General features: G+C 58.0%; 16 protein-coding genes and 2 pseudogenes. 11 read left to right on the forward strand and 7 right to left on the reverse strand.

Features of this window, described 5'->3' with window-relative positions; genetic code table 11:
- Positions 1-31 precede the first annotated feature (31 nt).
- The 5 genes and pseudogenes from RBH71_RS00630 (at position 32) to RBH71_RS00650 (ending at position 4,503) form a co-directional block, all read left to right on the forward strand.
- Positions 32-403: a hypothetical protein gene (locus RBH71_RS00630; RefSeq protein ID WP_080863842.1), complete on the forward strand. Its 372-nt coding sequence runs from the start codon at positions 32-34 to the stop codon at positions 401-403.
- Positions 400-2,403 carry an FUSC family protein gene (locus tag RBH71_RS00635; protein WP_323686961.1) on the forward strand — a complete coding sequence of 668 codons (2,004 nt, stop codon included), beginning with the start codon at positions 400-402 and terminating at the stop codon, positions 2,401-2,403. The genes RBH71_RS00630 and RBH71_RS00635 overlap by 4 nt, the downstream gene beginning before the upstream one ends.
- Positions 2,400-2,606 (forward strand): DUF1656 domain-containing protein, encoded by a 207-nt coding sequence (locus RBH71_RS00640; protein WP_111851177.1) that lies wholly within the window; start codon positions 2,400-2,402, stop codon positions 2,604-2,606. Before RBH71_RS00635 ends, RBH71_RS00640 begins: the two co-directional genes overlap by 4 nt.
- Before the next feature lies 1 nt (position 2,607).
- Positions 2,608-3,529 (forward strand): annotated as a pseudogene (locus tag RBH71_RS00645) (efflux RND transporter periplasmic adaptor subunit).
- A 113-nt stretch (positions 3,530-3,642) separates the two neighbouring features.
- Positions 3,643-4,503 (forward strand): alpha/beta fold hydrolase, encoded by an 861-nt coding sequence (locus RBH71_RS00650; protein ID WP_111851178.1) that lies wholly within the window; start codon positions 3,643-3,645, stop codon positions 4,501-4,503.
- 145 nt (positions 4,504-4,648) lie between these two features.
- Here RBH71_RS00650 and RBH71_RS00655 read toward each other — a convergent pair whose 3' ends face one another.
- The 4 genes from RBH71_RS00655 to RBH71_RS00670 all read right to left on the reverse strand — a co-directional run bounded on the left by RBH71_RS00655 (position 4,649) and on the right by RBH71_RS00670 (position 8,224).
- Complete coding sequence (locus RBH71_RS00655) at positions 4,649-5,506, reverse strand: iron ABC transporter permease (RefSeq protein ID WP_323686962.1); 858 nt, start codon at positions 5,504-5,506, stop codon at positions 4,649-4,651.
- A gap of 110 nt (positions 5,507-5,616) precedes the next feature.
- The gene (locus tag RBH71_RS00660; protein WP_323686963.1) at positions 5,617-6,627 is read right to left on the reverse strand and encodes a FecCD family ABC transporter permease; all 1,011 of its coding nucleotides are present in this window, start codon (positions 6,625-6,627) and stop codon (positions 5,617-5,619) included.
- The gene (locus RBH71_RS00665; protein WP_112176575.1) at positions 6,624-7,481 is read right to left on the reverse strand and encodes an ABC transporter ATP-binding protein; all 858 of its coding nucleotides are present in this window, start codon (positions 7,479-7,481) and stop codon (positions 6,624-6,626) included. Before RBH71_RS00665 ends, RBH71_RS00660 begins: the two co-directional genes overlap by 4 nt.
- Positions 7,478-8,224: an AraC family transcriptional regulator gene (locus RBH71_RS00670; protein ID WP_097170280.1), complete on the reverse strand. Its 747-nt coding sequence runs from the start codon at positions 8,222-8,224 to the stop codon at positions 7,478-7,480. The genes RBH71_RS00665 and RBH71_RS00670 overlap by 4 nt, the downstream gene beginning before the upstream one ends.
- 285 nt (positions 8,225-8,509) lie before the next feature.
- Between RBH71_RS00670 and RBH71_RS00675 the strand changes: the two genes are divergently transcribed.
- From RBH71_RS00675 to fhuF, 3 genes are read left to right on the forward strand one after another with little or no spacing between them, the layout of a single operon-like run.
- Positions 8,510-10,705, forward strand: a complete 2,196-nt coding sequence (locus RBH71_RS00675; protein WP_111851180.1) for a TonB-dependent siderophore receptor — start codon at positions 8,510-8,512, stop codon at positions 10,703-10,705.
- A gap of 44 nt (positions 10,706-10,749) precedes the next feature.
- Positions 10,750-11,571 carry an iron-siderophore ABC transporter substrate-binding protein gene (locus RBH71_RS00680; RefSeq protein ID WP_111851181.1) on the forward strand — a complete coding sequence of 274 codons (822 nt, stop codon included), beginning with the start codon at positions 10,750-10,752 and terminating at the stop codon, positions 11,569-11,571.
- Between the two features lie 14 nt (positions 11,572-11,585).
- Complete coding sequence (gene fhuF / locus RBH71_RS00685) at positions 11,586-12,383, forward strand: siderophore-iron reductase FhuF (protein WP_111851182.1); 798 nt, start codon at positions 11,586-11,588, stop codon at positions 12,381-12,383.
- A gap of 11 nt (positions 12,384-12,394) precedes the next feature.
- Here the strand turns inward: fhuF and RBH71_RS00690 are convergent, their stop codons facing one another.
- Positions 12,395-13,324, reverse strand: coding sequence for a LysR family transcriptional regulator (locus tag RBH71_RS00690; RefSeq protein WP_111851183.1), 930 nt, complete (start codon positions 13,322-13,324; stop codon positions 12,395-12,397).
- 116 nt (positions 13,325-13,440) lie between these two features.
- Between RBH71_RS00690 and RBH71_RS00695 the strand changes: the two genes are divergently transcribed.
- Positions 13,441-14,307: an aldo/keto reductase family oxidoreductase gene (locus RBH71_RS00695; protein WP_111851184.1), complete on the forward strand. Its 867-nt coding sequence runs from the start codon at positions 13,441-13,443 to the stop codon at positions 14,305-14,307.
- A gap of 116 nt (positions 14,308-14,423) precedes the next feature.
- Here the strand turns inward: RBH71_RS00695 and RBH71_RS00700 are convergent, their stop codons facing one another.
- Complete coding sequence (locus tag RBH71_RS00700) at positions 14,424-15,326, reverse strand: LysR family transcriptional regulator (protein ID WP_323686964.1); 903 nt, start codon at positions 15,324-15,326, stop codon at positions 14,424-14,426.
- A gap of 91 nt (positions 15,327-15,417) precedes the next feature.
- On the opposite strand from RBH71_RS00700, the gene RBH71_RS00705 reads away from it, so the two are divergent.
- Both RBH71_RS00705 and RBH71_RS26570 read left to right on the forward strand, forming a co-directional pair.
- Positions 15,418-16,434 (forward strand): NADP-dependent oxidoreductase, encoded by a 1,017-nt coding sequence (locus RBH71_RS00705; RefSeq protein WP_323686965.1) that lies wholly within the window; start codon positions 15,418-15,420, stop codon positions 16,432-16,434.
- 184 nt (positions 16,435-16,618) lie between these two features.
- Complete coding sequence (locus RBH71_RS26570; RefSeq protein WP_404506242.1) at positions 16,619-16,729, forward strand: hypothetical protein; 111 nt, start codon at positions 16,619-16,621, stop codon at positions 16,727-16,729.
- 79 nt (positions 16,730-16,808) lie between these two features.
- On the opposite strand, the pseudogene RBH71_RS00710 reads toward RBH71_RS26570, so the two are convergent.
- Positions 16,809-17,822 (reverse strand): annotated as a pseudogene (locus tag RBH71_RS00710) (LacI family DNA-binding transcriptional regulator).
- Positions 17,823-17,929: the final 107 nt, after the last annotated feature.

Here is a 17,929-nt window from a genome sequence, read left to right on the forward strand (position 1 = left end):
GGGTCATCCCGCAAGAAGCTGGAGGGTGATCATGGCACTTCAAAAACACAACGACCGCTGGTGGTCGGATATCGTCCGGACCGAAATTCGTCTGACCTCGAAAGGACCTCGCAGGCTCTGCATCCTGCCCCCATGCCTGATGGGGACAAGGCCGGATCGTGCCGCTGTTCTGAAAAGGATTACAGGCATTCTTTTTTCGAAAGCCCGAGCGTTGCTTGCCCGCCAGCCTCCGGCCATGTCGACCGTTGTGCGCGCTGACCCTGCCGAAGCCTATCTGCACGCCTGCCTCGCTGCACCATTCTTTTTCTACGTGTCGCCAGCGACCTACGGCCTCGCAGACAACGTTACCACCGATGAAAAAGGCATCGAGCGCAAGGCCACACTGCCGGGGGATGAGGTGTGAGTTCCCGGCCAGTTGTCACCAGCGGAAACGTCATCTTTTCGCTGAAAACATTTCTTGCGGCCATGGCGGCATATCTTGCAGCCATCTGCTTCGATCTCAACCGGCCGTCCTGGGCGGTTGCAACCGTCTACATCGTCGCTCATCCCCTGTCCGGCGCGATCTCGTCAAAATCGGCATATCGGCTGCTGGGCACAATCATCGGCGGTGGTGCAACGATCCTCATGGTCCCGAATCTTGTGAACGAACCTATACTTCTTTCCGGCGCGATCATCCTGTGGGTCTCCGGGTGTACCTTCGTCAGTCTCCTAGATCGCACACCGCGTAGTTATATTTGCCTGTTGGCGGGCTATACCGTGCTTCTTGCAGGACTGCCGCTCGTCAACGCTCCGGTAAACACCTTCGATATTGTCGTTTCCCGCACCGAGGAGATCGGCCTCGCAATCATCTGCGCGTCGATTGTCAGTCACGTTGTTTTTCCGGTTCACGTGGGGACGACCCTTCTCAACCGGATCGATGGATGGATGGCCAGGACGCAGGAGCTTTTCGAAGCCACAGCAACCGGAAAGAAGGACGGAAACCAAAGCCGGATGGAACGCCACGCCCTGGCGGCAGAGGCTGCCGATCTGCGGTCGTTCGCGGTTCATCTTCAATATGACGGATCCAGATACCAAAGCAGAGTGGCACTGGTATGGTCGCTGCAGCACCGGATGCTTTCCTTTCTGCCGCTACTGAGCGAACTGGAGGATTTGCGACGATCACTGGGCAGGTTTGACCCGGCTGGCCGGGAAAAGGCTTTGACGATAATTGCCGAGATGGATTCGAGACCGAGAGGCTCCTCCTCCACGATCGATGCGCTCGCCTTCTCCACCTCGCCGCCGACATGGGAAAAACTTCTTCTCGTCAAATTTGCCCGAGATCTGCGGGCTGTTGTTCGGCTCTCTGACGAGTGCCTCACTCTTCGAAAATCCATTGAAGATGAGGGCGGACGTAGAGCGGCTGGCGCGTCTGACAGAATGCCTGCACCGCATCGGGATATCGGAATGGCTTTGCTGTCATCGCTGACGGTTGCAGCATGCCTTGTCACCTCCCTCTTCTTCTGGATCGCAACGGGCTGGTCCGACGGGGTTACCTTCGCCCAGATATCGGGCGTCCTTTGTTGCCTCCTCGCCACCATGGATGATCCGGTCCCTGCCATGCGCAAGTTTGTCAATGTGACGATCGGTGCGGCGATTGCGGCATTCATCTACGGCTTTGCGATCCTTCCGGCAGTCGACGGTTTTGCGTCGCTCGCCGCTGTTTTGGGACTGTTTCTGATACCGGCGGGCCTATGTCTCGCAGTGCCTTCGCTTGCCCTCGTCGGCATGGGTCTTTGCATAAATTTTCCGCTGCTTCTTACCCTTCAGGCCTATCCAGCGACAGACTTCATCAGCTTCGTCAATGCCGCAGCGGCGACCATACTCGCAATGGTCTGGACGATCACGGTTTGCAGCCTCCTTCGATCCGTGCGAAGCGAGACAAATGACAGAAGGCTTTTTTCTGTTATCCGGAAACATGTCGTAAGCATCGCGGTTGGCAAACAATCCGACGTCCTGGTCACCCACCATCGCATGATCGACGTTGCCGGCCTGTTAGCCTTACGAATGGCAAAACGACCAGCGGTCTTGGAAATTGGCGACTGCGACCTCTTGAGGGAGGTCCGGGCAGGGCTGCATCTGCTTGCAATGCAGGAGCTTGTGCCCAAGGCTTCGAACGGTGTCCGGCTCGCCGCCAAACCGGCCTTTCAGGCGGTCGCAGCCCTGTACGGTGCCCGTGCCGCTAAAGGTGAGGGCTCCGTGGAAAAGGCGGTGCAGGCGCTGGATGGTATGATCCTTTCCCCCGCGGCCGCCACCGCGATGGATACCGAGCTTCTGATGCGCGCCGTTGCACTTCGCCTCTGCATTGCTCCGGACGCTTACGCTCCCGTTTACCCAACAGCCGGGGCGGGGAGGAAGCCCGCGTGACGGAGCAGGTCGAACTCTATGGCGTCTTTCTGCCCTCGCTCGCGGCGCACGCATTGTTTGCGTATGCAGGCCTGCGCCTTCTCACATCGCTTCTCGGCAAGATCGCATTCTACCGTATGGTTTGGCACCGCTCACTGTTTAACCTTGCGCTGTACATTACCCTTGTCGGCGGATTTTCTGCCGCTATCAACTGGTTTCAATGACATGAAAAATCTGACGCTCACCACGGGTCAAGTGCTTCTAACCCTGTCGATGACGGCATGTGCTGCGATTCTGGGCTGGCACTTGTGGTCTTTCTACATGGAGGCGCCATGGACCCGTGACGCCCATGTCCGCGCTGATATCATCCGATTGGCACCAGATGTTTCCGGGCCTGTCGCCGAGGTTCTGATATCAGACAATGCGCAGGTGGAAAAAGGAACGCCGCTGTTTCGCATTGAAACGGATCGCTTCTGCCTCGCGCTGCGCGAGGCAGAAGCGAAGGTAACGGGTAGCAGGGCGGCTGCGGAGATGGCGAAAACCGATTTCGAGCGGTATCAATTGCTTGCCTCAAAGGAAGCAGCCAGCCTGAAGGAGCGACAGCAAGCGGAAAGCCGGATGTATCAGGCAGAGGCCGCCTATCGATCTGCACTGGTCGCGCGGGATCTGGCAAAGCTGAACCTTGAGCGGACAATCGTGAGAGCGCCGGCGTCCGGGGCAATTACGAACTTTTCCCTGCGCCGGGGTAACTATGTCCTGGCTGGAACTGCGGTGGGCGTCCTGGTGGAAAAAGAATCCATCTATCTTGCAGGGTATTTTGAAGAGACAAAGCTACCGAGAATCCATATCGGTGATCCAGTTACGATCAATATCATGGGTGAAGCCCAATCGGTCACCGGGCATGTCGCGGGAATTGCTGCGGGGATCGAGGATCGGGAACGAAGCGATAGTGCGGGTTCGCTGGCAAGCGTGACGCCGACATTCTCATGGGTTCGACTTGCCCAGCGAGATCCCGGTGCGGATCGAGATCGATGAGGCTCCGGCGACGGTTCGGCTGGTCGCGGGAAGGACGGCGACCGTTTCGATTGAGCAAAAGCGGGACCAAGCGGCACCTCCTCTCCCATTGCCCTCCGCCATCACACCCTGATCGCTACCAAAGCCGAGTTCTAAGGCAATGCCGAAGCGCAGGGTCTCACGGCAGGCTGAGGCGGAACCGGTCGTCGCAGAGACCGTTCACTCAACGATTTCAGGGGAAGCGCGATGTTTGAAAATTTCAAGCTGGAAATGATCACGGTTCCGGAAACAACGCTCCGGGTTCGCCATGGCGGAAGTGGTCCACCGCTTCTTCTGCTGCACGGACATCCGAGAACACACACAACCTGGTACAAGGTGGCCCCCATCCTGGCCGAGAAGTTCACGGTTGTTTGCCCCGATCTGCGAGGTTTCGGGAAGTCTGGCAAACCGGCTAACCCGTATGATCATGAAGCGTCGTCAAAGCGGGCCAAGGCTCGTGACTGTGTCGCTCTCATGGAACATCTCGGCTTCAACCGGTTCTTTCTGGCGGGCCACGACCGCGGCAGTTACACCGCATTTCGTACTGCGATGGACCACCCTGAAAGGGTTGAGAAGCTCGCAATCCTTGATGGGGTTCCGATCCTGGAAGCGCTGGAGCGATGCAATGTTAGCTTTGCCACGCATTGGTGGCATTGGTTCTTCTTTGCTCAACACGACAAACCCGAGCGGGCCATTCTTTCTGATCCCTTGGCCTGGTATGGCGGCAGCGAGGCTTCCATGGGAAAGGGAAACTTCGCGGACTTCCGCTCGGCTGTTGAAGACCCCGCGACTGTCCGGGGAATGCTGGGTGACTATCGCGCGGGTGTTCACATAGACCATCTCCACGATCTTGATGATCGAAATTCCGGAAAAAGACTGACATGCCCGCTTCATGTCCTGTGGTCACTGCAGGACGATCTGGAAATGTTGTATGGAGATGTGCCGGCGGTATGGCAGCCCTGGTCGAGCCTTCCCGTTTCGGGCCGGGGAATAGAGAGCGGACATCACATGGCAGAAGAGGCCCCTGTTGAACTGGCGCGTGAGCTCGTCTCATTTTTCACAGCGTGAAGACATCGATCGCGCCCACCCCTTGCCGAAGAAATGATCAGCATTATCGCTGGGTCGGTTGGCCCGACGCTGCGTGATCCGTTGGTCTCATAAGAGCGAACACCTGCAAACAATCGTATCGGAGTTCTGCGCTACTTCGGTGCGATCAAGACAACCGTGACCTCAATCCGGAACGCAGCAGGATCATGAAGGCGGGTGCGCCGATAATAGCGGTGATGATGCCTGCCGGAAGTTCGAGCGGCGCGATAATGCTGCGACCGACGGTGTCGGCAAAAGCCAGCATCACAGCGCCCAGAATCATTGCGATAGGGAGATTTTTTGCGTGGCGTGCTCCGGTAAGAAGTCGAGCCGCGTGCGGTGCGAGCAAGGCAACGAAACTGACGGCCCCGATGGAAGAAACGGCGATCGCCACCGCACTGGCGGCATAGACCATCGCGTATTTGCTCGCGGTTCCCGTCGCCAGGCCCAGTGAGCGGGCCTTTTCGTCCCCAAGCAAAAAGGCGTCGAGATGGCGACTGAACAACAGGCCTATAGCCGACAATGCAAAAACCCACGGCATCAGCATGAAGGCGTCGGCGTAGCCGCGGGCGTGCGTCGAGCCGACGAGCCAAGAAAGTGCCTGAGCCGTTTGCAAGCGCGCCTCCAAGACAATGATTGTTGCGGCCGCGCCTAGGCTTGCGGCGATTGCGACACCAGCCAGAACCAATTTTTCCGGAGAATTCTTCGGCGCCAGCAACCGGAGCAGCAAAAGCACGGTGATGGCCCCCAACAAAGCGACGACCTGGAAAGTTGGCGTTGCTGGTGAAAGTCCCAGCAGAAGTGCGACGAGGCTAAACAACGCTGCTCCCTGTGTAAGACCCAGCGTCTCTGGCCCGCATAGCGGGTTGCGCGTCACCGCCTGAAGGACCGTGCCAGCAGCAGCGAGCAACGCGCCACAGCCGAGTGCGACAAGAAGGCGAGGCGCGCGCAGGTCGAGGTTTCCTGTCACCTCGGCAAGTGTCAATGATATTCCGTCGCCTGTCGCGAGACTTGCCGCCATCGTCAACAGGCCCAAAGCGACAAGGGCTCCAACGGCGAGGAGGAAAGGTGGGGGCGCGATGCCTATGGGCAAACCTATGCGGCGCTCCCCCCGATCTTTGCCCTGCGCAGCAGGAATAGCATGACCGGTGCACCGAGGCAGGCAATCGCAACGCCTGTAGGTATGGTCGTGCCATTGCGCGCCAGAGATTGCGTGACGACATCTGCAAGGAGGAGGCTGTTTGCTCCCCAAACCGCTGAAAGCGGCAGGTGGCGGTGATGCCGGCTTATACCCAATGCGCGCAATACGTTCGGGACTGCAAGGCCGACGAAGCCGATGGGCCCTGCAAGGGTTACGGCGCAGCCGCATAGAAGAACGCCGATGAGCAGACCGAAAAGCGTGACGGCCCGTGTTACCCCCAGACTTGCCGAAGCCTTGTCGCCCAGTCCCAGCAAGTCGAGGGCGCGCGCCATCACGATGAGCGCCACGAAGGACAGGAGCACCAACGGTGTTGCTGTTGCGGTTCTGGACCATCCGGTCTGGTCCAGAATGCCGGACGACCAGAGTAACAGACCGGACGCCCGTTCGTCAGCAATAAGCACGATTGCCGATGACACCGCGGAAAAACAAAGCGACACGGCGACACCGGAAAGAGCCAGCCGGCCCGGCGGGGCTTGAAAGCCGCCAGCCAGTGCAAGGCACGCGGCCGCGCCAGCAAGGCCGCCCGCGCTCGTCACTACGATGGGCGGCAGAGACAAGGGAAGCAGCAAGGTCGATACGACGAGGAACAGCTGCGCGCCACTGGTTACGGACAGTATATCCGGAGCCGCCAAAGGGTTCCTCAAGACGGTCTGAAGAACCGAACCTGCTAGTGCAAGCGCGGCGCCAGTTGATATCGCTGCGACCAGACGGGGCGCCCGAGTTGTTTCCAAAATTGCCTGCGCTATCGTCTCAGGGCCTGTCGGAAAAAGAAACACATCCCTCCAGCCGACCAGCCTGCTTCCCACTCTCAATTCCAGCGCTGCCAGGACCAGCAGAAGGACCACGCCGACGGACCAGACAAGGGCTGGAGCAAATCGACGAAGGGGGAGGCAAGACAAATTCATATTTGAGCCAAGGCCTGACGGCTTTGCCGATTGCCGGCGCCGATCCAGTCGACCATGCAGTAGGTTCGCCCGCTTCCATCTGGATTTGGCACGAGATCGACGTGGCACTCAAAGGCTTGCTGCAACAGGTCAGTCCGCAGCACCTGATGCGTCGGCCCAGCCGCAAGAACCTGACCCTTTTGCATCAGGACGACGTCATTGGAGATATCCATGACTTGATTGAGGTCATGAAGCACCGCGATGATCGTAAGACCTTCCTCTGTGTTGAGTTTGCGCAGGAGGGTCAGCAATTCGGCCTGGTGTCTGATGTCGAGAAAGCTCGTGGGCTCATCAAGAAAAAGGATGCGCGGCTCCTGCGCCAAAGCCATCGCCAACCAAGCTCGCTGCCTTTCACCGCCGGACAGGGTCGTGAGTTGCCTCGCACGCAAATTTTGAAGGCCGACGCGAAAAATGGCGCTTTCGATAATCCTGCGGTCCCGTGTCGACAGTCGACCAAGCCAGGGACGGTGAGGATAACGGCCTTGTTCAACGAGTTCTTCGACGCTCAGGCCGGTGGGAACCTCTGGTGTCTGGCTCAGGACGGCAACCTGGCGGGCGACGGTGCGTCGTGACAACGCGTTGAGCGGCTGCCCGGACAAGCGGATTTCGCCTTCCGTCGGGTATTCGAGTCCGGCGAGGCATTTGAGAAGCGTGCTTTTACCGGAGCCGTTCGCGCCGCATATGACGGTAATCCGGCCTTCAAGCGCAACGGCATCGACCTTTCGGAGCGCTTGAGCCTGATCATAGACGACGCTGAGACCAAACGCCTGAGCCGCGATGGCCTGCGTCCTCTGTTTGCTCGGCGGCCTGTTCATCCTGCCACCTCACGCATGGCCTTCCGAAGAGAGGACAAGCTGCGATAACCGACGTCCGCCGCTGCCTCCTCCAGGCGCGCTCCCTCGGCCTGGCGGCGCATGACATGCGCCATGCGCAAGCGACGCCGCCATTCGGCGAAACTCATGCCGGTCTGAATTCGGAATTTCCGGGTCATGGTGCGCCTGCTCATGCCGAGATTGTCTGCCCAGCGATCTATATCGAGATCGAGCGACGGTGTTTCAGAAAGATCCCGACACAGCCGTTGCAATCGCTTGTCACTTGGCATTGGAAGCGCAAACGGGCCTTCCTCCGCATTTGCGATCTCCTCGAGCATCAGTGCCGCGAGATGTCCGCCGCGGCCATTTTCGTCATAAAGGGTCGGTTCGTTCAAAAACGCCCCAACCGTTGCCGAAAGGAGTGTGGAGGTTGAGATGACACGCGTCGGCTCCCATGGCATGGCGACGCCTGGATCCGGTTCGATGTAGACCGACTGCATGGAGACCCGCCCGTGTGAATGAACGGCGTGTGGTATCTCCGGGGTAATCAGCAAACCGTAACCACAGGGGATGATAAATGAGGTGTCGGGGGTACGGGCGGTCATGAATCCGTCGATGATCTGTAACAATTGGCCTCGGCGATGGCTGTGCCAGCCAAAATCGACGCTTTGCTCGTAGGTCCGTGCCATGGCAGCGACGGGCCGCGGCACATTTTGAAGGTCGGCTGCCCTTTGCGGCTGTTTCATCATGGTTCCAGGCGATGGGATTTCTCATAGCAGTCTCACGACCGCATCCAACGCAGAGAGCCATAATCGCGCAGCGTCTATATTTCAAAAGGAAAGATTGGCCCGACAAAACAGAAAACTACGATTCAGCCAGATAAGGCCACTAAATGGCCCGGAAAAGCTCGATTTTGACCTGACAATGCTGATAAAAAAAGTCTAGTTAAGCGGCCAAGCGTGCGGGATTTGGCAAACACTGCGGACAGTCCGGGGTACCCTTCGCGCAGTATTCCTATCACAGGTCCTCGAATGCAGAACACCGTCCTTCGCCTTCGCACATCAACCTGCCACGTCACCAGACAGCGGCTCCTGTTTTTCGTGTCGGGCGTTGCGTTGAGCGCGCTCGTCCTCCAGAAGGATACGGCTGAGGCACAAGAGACAAATGCTTCGACCGTGCTTCAGCCGATCGTTGTCCAGGGGACAGCGGCGACAAAAGGGGCCCGTGTCGAACAACGTGGCTACGTAGCAACGCAGTCGGCTTCAGCCACCAAGATCACGACGGCGATATCCGAGACACCGCAATCTGTCTCCGTCGTGACCCGCGGCGCCATGACCGATCGAGCCGTACAGACGGTGGCGGACAGCTTGCTCTATAGCGCGAATGTCAACGGCCAACGCTACGGCAACGATCCCCGTTCCGATTACTTCAGCATTCGCGGCTTTGGCGCCGATCTTTATCTCGACGGCTTGCGCGTGCCACAGATTGCAAACCAGACAGGCGGCTATGCTGGCTTTCGCGTGGAGCCTTACTTCCTTAATCGGGTGGAAGTGCTGCGCGGACCAAGTTCCGCGCTTTTCGGCCAAACGAATGTCGGCGGCGTTGTCGACATGATCAGCAAGGATCCATCAGAGACAGCTGGCGGAGAAGTCTACACCCGTTTCGGAAGTTACAAACAGAAGGAAGCGGGGTTTGACGTAACCGGCCCTCTCGGTGCGGATTCCGATCTCACCTATCGCTTGGAAGGCATTATCCGCGACAGCGAAACAATGAACGATTTCGGAAAAAACGACCGTTTCGCCATAAGCCCGACGGTCAGGTGGTCGCCGGATGAAGATACCAGTCTCACGGTATATGGCGCTTACATGAAGGATGACGCTGGCCAGGTGCCCTCGCTTATTCCTGCCGTCGGGAGCATCTATCCCAATCGTCTCGGTTTAACGATACCGCGCAGCTTTTCGGACGGAGATCCCTCGCTGGCGATCTACGACAAGGAAACGGCCTATACCGGATATCGGCTGGAACACGCATTTAACGACGATCTCGTTCTGCGCCAGAATTTCCGGTACTCGTACCTGGACGTCAATTATCAAAACCTTTTCGGCAACGGTCTTTCCGCTAACCAGCGCACGCTTTCACGCCTCGTCTACAATGCGCAGCCAACGCTCAACGCCGTGGCGTTGGACACCAATCTTGAGTACAGGTTCGACAGTGGGCCAATCAGCCATACGCTTCTCGGCGGTATCGATGTGCAGTGGCAAAACCTCGTCAACAGGACAGGATCACGCAGTGGCCCCACTCTCGACCTGTTCAACCCGGGTTACGGGATTGGCGTACAGCCGGCAGCACTGACGACACACCTTGATCAGACACAGCGTCAGGTTGGTTTTTATCTGCAGGATCAAATGGAACTCGGCGGCCTTCGTCTGACCGTTGGCGGTCGCCAAGACTATGTCAGTAACGACTCCGACAGCACCGCTCTCGCCAGCGGTCTTACCACCCGATACCGGCAGGACGATTCAGCTTTCACGGGCAGGGTCGGTGCCGCTTATGTCTTCGATAACGGCCTTGTACCCTACGCGCTATATTCAACGTCCTTCTCCCCGGTGCTGACATTGACGCCAACGCCGCTGAAGCCAACCAAAGGCGAGTTGAAGGAAGTCGGTGTGAAATTCGCGCCACAGGGGGACGATTTCAGCCTGACCCTGTCCGGGTTCGAGGCAACGCAACAGAATGTCGTCAATCGTGTTGCAAGCGTTTATTACCAGACTGACGAAGTGCGCGTTCGTGGGATCGAACTGGAGGCCAACGCCACGCTTTGGGACAGCCTCAACCTTACTGCGGCGGCGAGTTGGCAGGATCCTGTGGTAACCGAGAGCCAGACGCCAGCCCAGATCGGGAAGATGCCGTATACCGTTCCCAAGCAGCAGCAATCGCTGTTCGTGAGCTATGATCTGCCGATGCCAGATAGCTGGAACGGCAAATTGACGCTTGGTGCAGGTGTCCGTCGCATCGGCAGGACTGCCGGGGATACGGCGAACTCATTCTTCGTTCCTGGTTATACGCTGGTGGATGCATTTGCCCGTTACGAACATGATCGCTACTCGTTCCAGCTTAACGGGTACAATCTCGGCGACAAGACCTACGTCGCCGGTTGCAACACCCCCACGCAGTGCTATTACGGGCAGGGTTTGACCGTTGTCGGAACGGTGAGCGTGAAGTGGTAGCTGGTATTCGCAGACGATCGTTCTTGAGCGGCGCGGTGGCTTTAATGGCTGCGCCAGTGGCACTCGCCGCCTCAGGATCTTCACGCCTGGTCACGCTCGATTGGACTGCCACCGAGATTGCCCTTTGCCTTGGAATATCGCCCGTTGGGTGCACGGAAATCTCCGGCTACAGAACATGGGTCAATGTCGCAAATGAAGGCCTTTCGGACGCCGTTGACGTTGGACGACGACAGCAGCCAAGCCTGGAAGCGATCCGCAAATTGCAACCTGACCTCATCTTGACGTCTCGCTACCGGCACGCGTCCATCGCCCGTGCGCTCGGTAAGATCGCTCCGGTTCACCTGATCGACGATCAGGAAAACGACGGTGACATGTTGGTAAGCGTCTATCAGAGCGCCCGTCAGGCGGGCGCAGCACTTTCCCGATCGGATGATGTCGAAAGGCTCCTCGCACGTTTCGATGATGACATCGAAAACCTGAAATTGCGCGATGCCGGGCAGGCAGGCCGCAAGCTGGTTGTCGCGCAACCATTACCTGGCGTTCCGCGGTTACGGGTCTTTGCACCCAACGCCGCAATTTCGACCCTTCTCAGGAAAATCGGTTTTGCCGATGGCATTGAAATGCCAGCGCAATCCTTCGGCTTTACGACAATCGATCTGGAAGGACTTGCGTCTCTCGATAGTGACAGCACCTTGTTCATCCTTGGCGAGTCCGTTCCGGCTGATCTTCTCCACGCTTCGCTCTGGCCTATGCTGCCGGTCGTTGCGCAAGGAAATGTCCGTTTGACTGGCGCACCCTCCTGGCCGTTCGGTTCCACCGCCTCGTTGCAGCATCTGGCTCGCCAGATCGTCTCCCGGTTCGTTTAGGCGTGCGGGAGCGTATGCGAAGGTCAGAGGTTCTTGGCGAATTGCTGCGGCAACCGGCACACTCGCAGTGGAGAGATTTCTTCCGGCGCAGGCGACGCACCGACCTGACCTTCATTGAATTGCTGGAGCACGATAATCTCTTGGTGATACTCGGCAATTACGGTCGCCGACATGGGCCGAGCGCGCCCCTTGCCGCCGTTGCTGGCGAGTGGTCGAAGCGGTACTTCGCCAAGGTAATGAGACCGTTTGCTACAGCTGCGATGCTGCTGGATTGGCGCATGCCTCTTACACCGGCAGACTTGAGCATTGACATCAGCGAAGAAGGGGAGATCGTCTCGCTTGGCCTGTCTGGTTTTGGTCGCCCGGTTCAAGCGAAATCAGCACAAGACCGTTTCGACTTTTTGTTCAGTGGCAATATCGAGGGAGTTATCCGAACTGTTTCGGATGTGAGCGGACTGTCTCGCAATGTCCTTTGGTCAAACGCGGGCAACATGTTCGAAGCCATCGCGCGCAGTTACGCCATGGAAAATCATTGCCTCGATGCGGGCGTGGCCGATGCGCTGGAACTGCTTGAATCGCCTCACATGGCAGATGGCTCACGTAATCCGCTTTTCAGACCCATCCTCTACCGTCAATACGAGGGCAAGCCAAAGCGTCTCCGCCGCATCTGTTGCATCCGCTATCTGATTAACGGACTGGATTACTGCAAGACGTGCCCATGTCTGAATAGTCGCTCTAGTCCAATGCATGATGCGTGTTATGGCGATATGCACGATGGATCGACCAATGCCGGCGGCAAGAAACAGAGCTAAGGACTTTGAATTCACGGGCCGGGCTGCAAGGATTTCGCTGCATCTTTGTGCGATTGTCTCACGAAATCGATAAATGCGCGCAAAGGCGCGGGCACAAGCCGCCGTCCGGAATAATAGAGGAACGGGCCGGAAAACCGCAGCCACCACTCTTCCATCACCGGTACCAGATCTCCTCTATCGAAGTGTGGCCTCAGCCAGTCTTCAAAAATATAAATGATGCCAGAACCGGCAATGGCTGCGTCGATACCAAGATCAGTGCCGCCGCCGAACTGAACAACGAGGCTACCTTTAGGATTTATGGCGATTTCTTCCCCATCGCGTTCGAATTCCCAGGAGGGAAGCGCGCGCCCCGAAAACCGGCCTAAAATACAATCATGCGAAAGCAGGTCTTGTGGATGTTGCGGTTTGCCTCTTCTTGCAAGGTAAACAGGCGACGCGGCAAGGGCGTAGCGCTGCTGGCGTGGTCCGATCGGCAAAGCCACCATATCCTGCTCGAGCCGTTCGTCATAACGGATGCCTGCGTCGCAGCCGCTCTTTATGATGTCGACGAAACTCTCATCGGTCACGATTTCCAGCCTGATTTCCGGATAGGCCTTTAGGAACGGCGGCACGATCGGAGGCAGGACCAGCCTTGCCGCACTCATTGGAACATTGAGTCTGAGATCCCCCGAGGTGCGGCCGCGGCTGCTTTTCACCTCATCGAGTGCCGATGCCACCTCTGCGAATGCGGGGCCGGTGCGCTCTAGCAAGAGACGTCCTGCATCCGTCAGGAGCACGCTGCGGGTTGTGCGATTGAATAGTCGTACCCCAAGGTCTTCTTCGAGACGCTTCACCGCATCGCTCAACGCCGAGGAGCTGACGCCACTTTCGCGCGCGGCCTGCCGAAAACCTTTGGATCTAGCCACCAGTAAAAATGCATTCAGATCCGTTAAATCCGACACCCTGCTCTCCAAACGTAAAAACAATTGTCCGCTTTCACGGACAACCTGTCCGGATTATAGCTTCTTGTAGCGTATATGCCACCTGTCTATTTTGGAGGAACACAAGGAGATGGACCATGAGCACTATTGCAACTTCAGGAACCTTCACGCTTGGCGATCATACGGTGCGCCGGCTGGGCTATGGCGCGATGCAGCTTGCAGGCAAGGGCGTTTTCGGGCCTCCGAGCGATCGTCCGGAGGCCATAGCCGTCCTGCGCGAGGCGGTGGAAAGCGGCGTCAACCACATCGACACCAGCGATTTCTATGGCCCGCATGTTACAAACGAGATAATCCGCGAAGCTTTGCATCCCTATGACAACGACCTTGTGATCGTCACCAAGGTCGGCGCAGGCAGGGGCGCGGACGCTTCGTGGTATCCGGCGTTCTCGCGCGCGGAGCTGACACAGGCCGTTCATGACAACCGCCGCAATCTCGGAGTGGATGTGCTCGATGTGGTCAACCTGCGCGCTATGTTCGACGTGCACGGCCCCGCGGAAGGCTCATTGGACGAGCCTCTTGAAGTTCTGGCGGGTTTAAAGCAACAGGGACTGATCCGGCACATCGGACTGTCTAACGTCACGGCGAAGCAAATCGAGGACGCCGGAAAGATCACCGACATCGCATGCGTGCAGAACCAGTACAATCTTGCGCATCGGCAGGACGAAACCTTAATCGACACACTCGCGTCCCGAGGGGTTGCCTATGTGCCGTTCTTTCCTCTTGGCGGCTTCTCGCCGCTGCAATCCGCTACCCTGTCTGACGTGGCCGCCCGGCTCAACGCCACGCCGATTCAGGTTGCGCTTGCCTGGCTTCTCCAGCGATCGCCGAACATTCTCCTGATCCCTGGCACATCGTCACGGGGACATCTGCGAGAAAACCTCGCCGCGGCCAGGATAGAGCTCCCCACGGAGGCACTGTTGGAGCTAGATAACGTGGCTGCTTAATGCCGCATGTAGAAATCTGGGGAATTTGTCGACGGGTTGTCATCTGTCCTCACGGCCGCTTTTGGCAAATGCTGCCTAGTCAGCGTCGCCCCAGAAGCAGACATTCGCTGCCATTGTCAGGACAACTTCACTAAGGTGTCGAGGAAAGCTCGGACGGCCGGGTTTGACCGCCGGCTCTCGGGCCACAGCGCCGTGATGTTGTGCCTTTCCACCGCATAATCGGCCAGGACCGGAATAAGCGCTCCACGCCTCACCCAAGTGCTGGCCATGAAATTGGTTGCCATTCCGATTCCGGCACCTGCTGCGATCGTTGCCAGCACGGCTTCGCTCGCGTCAACGATAATGCTAGAGGTGGGCACAATCTCCACCTCCCTGTCCCCTACGTGGAAAGGCCAGCGGAACAGCTGGCCGCTACTCTGGTAGCGCAGGCTGACAGTCTCGTGCTCTTCCAATTGGTCTGGACTGGTCGGCGGGCTGCGCCCGGCCAGATATTCGGGCGAGGCATAACAGCATAGCCGATGTGGCAGAAGGCGGCGCGAAAGCAGGCGCGAATCTGCCACATCACCAATGCGGACCGCTACATCGTAGCCGCCTTCGATAAGATCAACCATGTGATCGCTCAAACGTAGATCTATATTGACCCTCGAGTGGAGCCTGCGAAACTGCGGAAGCATCGGCGCTATTACGTGCAGGCCGATAGGCAACGATGCTGCAATCCGTAAAGTGCCAGCGGGCTCGGTGCGCGCTGCTTTTGCCGCCTGCTCTATATCTTCTGCGTCGTGCAGCAGCCTGAGCGCACGCTCATGAAGATCGCGCCCCTCGGTCGTCAGGGCCAGGGAACGTGTCGTCCGCGCAAAAAGCGAAACGCCGAGCTGCTTTTCCAGCCGCTGGATGCTCTTGCTGACCGCCGAGGGTGAGATGGACAAGGAGCGGGCGGTGGCGGTGTAGCTTCCGAGCGAGCCGGCCCGAGCGAATGCGATCAACCCAGTCAGTCTATCAATTCCGATTTGTTCCTTCATGGCACTATTAAAGCGAATTATCTGATGATTATCAAGCGAAGGAGATGATCGTATCTTCAGTCATCAAAACGAATATTCAAGCGAGGCCGTGATGACTGATATGATGAAAGCTGTGCGATTGCACGAATTCGGTGGGCCAGATGTTCTTCGTTATGAAGATGCGCCCCGGCCGGAAATCTCGGCGGACGACGTGCTTGTTCGCGTCCATGCCGCCAGCCTCAACCCGCCGGATCTCTATCTGCGCGATGGTTATCGGGCTCTCCCGCGGCAATGGCAGCCCAGCCCAAGCTTTCCGCTGATCCTTGGCACGGACGTTTCCGGCACGGTTGTGGCCGTTGGTGAAAACGTGTCGCAGTTCAAGGTCAACGACGAGGTCTATGCGATGGTCCGCTTCCCGCAAAACCTCATGACGGGAAGCAGCGCCTATGCCGAATATGTTCGCGTTCCGGTATCGGAGTTGGCGCTGAAGCCCGCCGGGATCGACCATATCCAGGCTGCCGGTGCGCCCATGTCGCTTTTGACCGCTTGGCAATTTCTGGTCGATTTGGGACATGATTTGCCGAACCCATTCCAGCCCTTCCGGCATGCACCGGTTCCGCTCGACGGCAAGATCGTACTGGTGAACGGCGCCGGCGGCGGCGTTGGCCATCTTGCAGTCCAGATCGCGAAGTGGCAAGGCGCGAAGGTGATTGCCGTTGCTTCCGGCAAAAACGAGGCGCTTCTCTATGATCTCGGTGCCGATATTTTCATCGACTATACGAAGGCGGCTGCCGAAGCAGTGGTGAAGGATGCTGATCTGGTGCTTGACGCCGTCGGCGGCGCGAATATGGAACGCTTTCTCCCCAGCATTAAGCCGGACGGCGCCCTGTTTCTCGTCAACCCGCTGGGTTTTCTAGGCCATGACGAAGCCGCCCGGCGAAAGATCACCGTCTCAACGACACAGGTGCGTTCGAACGGTGCGCAATTGGCAGAGGCCGGTCGTCTGCTCGATGATCGCTCCTTACGGGTGGTGATTGACAGCACCTATCCGCTGGCCGAGGCATCGACAGCGCATCGTCGTGCTTCAGAAAGTAGCATCCAGGGCAAGATCGTGCTGGTTGCCGCCTGATCACCACTTGACCAGTCAAGGCCCCGGTCGCCGCGAACAGTCGGTCGGTGCGCTGATCCAGGGATTATCCCGTGCTGATTATAATAGACTACATGCACGTCGCTCTGTCGCGATTCATGACAGAACTGAATGCGGTGGCATCCACGACACGAAAGCGTAGGACAGCATCACCTATGATGCTGCCGTGGACGATCCACAATCAGGGCGATTCCTGATCTCGGAACGTTGGGTCGATCAGGCTGCGCTCAGCGCTCATTTGCAGGTAGCTGACACGATCGCGTTTGCCGGCCGCTGAAGCAGTAAAATGCGAGGCGAAATACGGAAATACGACGCATTGAACGAACGCGACATCATGGATGACTGATACACGCACGCTAGGCATTTTCTGCGAGAAAGATCTGGATGTCCGTTGAGATAGAGACCGCTTCTCCAGGCATTCTACCGAGGAGCTTTGCGATGGTCTCAACTGCCAGGCGTGCTTCCAAAAGGGGTCTCTGGTCGATAACCGCGTTGATCTTTCTGGATTTTAGCAGCATCCGTCGATTGGGCGTGAGTTCGTGGGTGATGACCACCGTATTGTCGATTCGGCCAAGGCGTTGCAGAGCACCGACAATCGGCAAAGCACCCGCGGACAGATGATATATGCCTCGCAATCCCGGGTCATCCCGAAATGCAATCTCTACGACACGGCCTGCTTCGTCCTGATTTTCTCCGGTCTCCAGAACCACGGCCAGACTGCATTCAGGCTAACGCTCGGTCATGATGTCGCGAAACCCGGCTTCCCGTTCGCGATGGCCAGTGATATCGCGTGAGCCGGCAACCACGACGACGCGGCCGCCTTGCCGTCCGAGGAAAAGGCCCATCAGGTCGCCAGCCACCCGACCGGCCTGCCTGTCGTTCGGCCCCACATAGGCGGCACGCCCGCAATCTGTGAGGTCGGTCGCCAGAGTAACCACCGGGACATTGCGCGACAGGAATGCTACGGCTTCTCGAACCCTGATATCGTCAGGGCTGGTGATGACGAGGCCATCATAGGAGCGACAATCGCGGACGGCTGCGGCGATCGCCGCCGGCTTTCGTGGATCGATGTGATGGACGAAGAATTGCACGTTCAGTGTTGCGTACATTCGCGATGCAAGATCGATACCCTCGCGCAAAGACGCGTGAAACGGGTTGACTGGCGGTTGGATAAGGACCGCGACGCGTAGCGCGCGTGAAGGGGTACGATCTAGGGCCCGGTCAATACCGAGCGCCCGGGCAGCGGCCAAAACGCGGTCTTCTTTGTCGGTACGCACGCCGCCACGGTTGTTGAGAACCCGATCCACCGTCGCGGTCGAGACTCCGGCTGCCTTTGCAACATCCGAAATGCTTATCTTGCGTGCAGTCATTTACCTCTCCGCCCGGTTTTCTGATTGAATCCCATCAAATTCAAACTTTGTAAATCGGAGATCTCCAGCTAAATCTCTGCGTCAGGGAGGGTCGCCCACCAAGTGAG

The organism is Rhizobium sp. AN68, assembly GCF_030758035.1.
Taxonomy (GTDB): Bacteria; Pseudomonadota; Alphaproteobacteria; order Rhizobiales; family Rhizobiaceae; genus Agrobacterium; species Agrobacterium tumefaciens.

What these genes read in the sequence shown, in the direction of transcription:
- RBH71_RS00630 (WP_080863842.1), top strand. Translation starts at nt 32, where the DNA reads ATGGCACTTCAAAAACACAACGACCGCTGGTGGTCGGATATCGTCCGG.
- RBH71_RS00650 (WP_111851178.1), top strand. Translation starts at nt 3,643, where the DNA reads ATGTTTGAAAATTTCAAGCTGGAAATGATCACGGTTCCGGAAACAACG.
- RBH71_RS00660 (WP_323686963.1), bottom strand. Translation starts at nt 6,627, where the DNA reads ATGAATTTGTCTTGCCTCCCCCTTCGTCGATTTGCTCCAGCCCTTGTC.
- RBH71_RS00665 (WP_112176575.1), bottom strand. Translation starts at nt 7,481, where the DNA reads ATGAACAGGCCGCCGAGCAAACAGAGGACGCAGGCCATCGCGGCTCAG.
- RBH71_RS00670 (WP_097170280.1), bottom strand. Translation starts at nt 8,224, where the DNA reads ATGAAACAGCCGCAAAGGGCAGCCGACCTTCAAAATGTGCCGCGGCCC.
- RBH71_RS00675 (WP_111851180.1), top strand. Translation starts at nt 8,510, where the DNA reads ATGCAGAACACCGTCCTTCGCCTTCGCACATCAACCTGCCACGTCACC.
- RBH71_RS00680 (WP_111851181.1), top strand. Translation starts at nt 10,750, where the DNA reads ATGGCTGCGCCAGTGGCACTCGCCGCCTCAGGATCTTCACGCCTGGTC.
- fhuF (WP_111851182.1), top strand. Translation starts at nt 11,586, where the DNA reads ATGCGAAGGTCAGAGGTTCTTGGCGAATTGCTGCGGCAACCGGCACAC.
- RBH71_RS00695 (WP_111851184.1), top strand. Translation starts at nt 13,441, where the DNA reads ATGAGCACTATTGCAACTTCAGGAACCTTCACGCTTGGCGATCATACG.
- RBH71_RS00700 (WP_323686964.1), bottom strand. Translation starts at nt 15,326, where the DNA reads ATGAAGGAACAAATCGGAATTGATAGACTGACTGGGTTGATCGCATTC.
- RBH71_RS00705 (WP_323686965.1), top strand. Translation starts at nt 15,418, where the DNA reads ATGACTGATATGATGAAAGCTGTGCGATTGCACGAATTCGGTGGGCCA.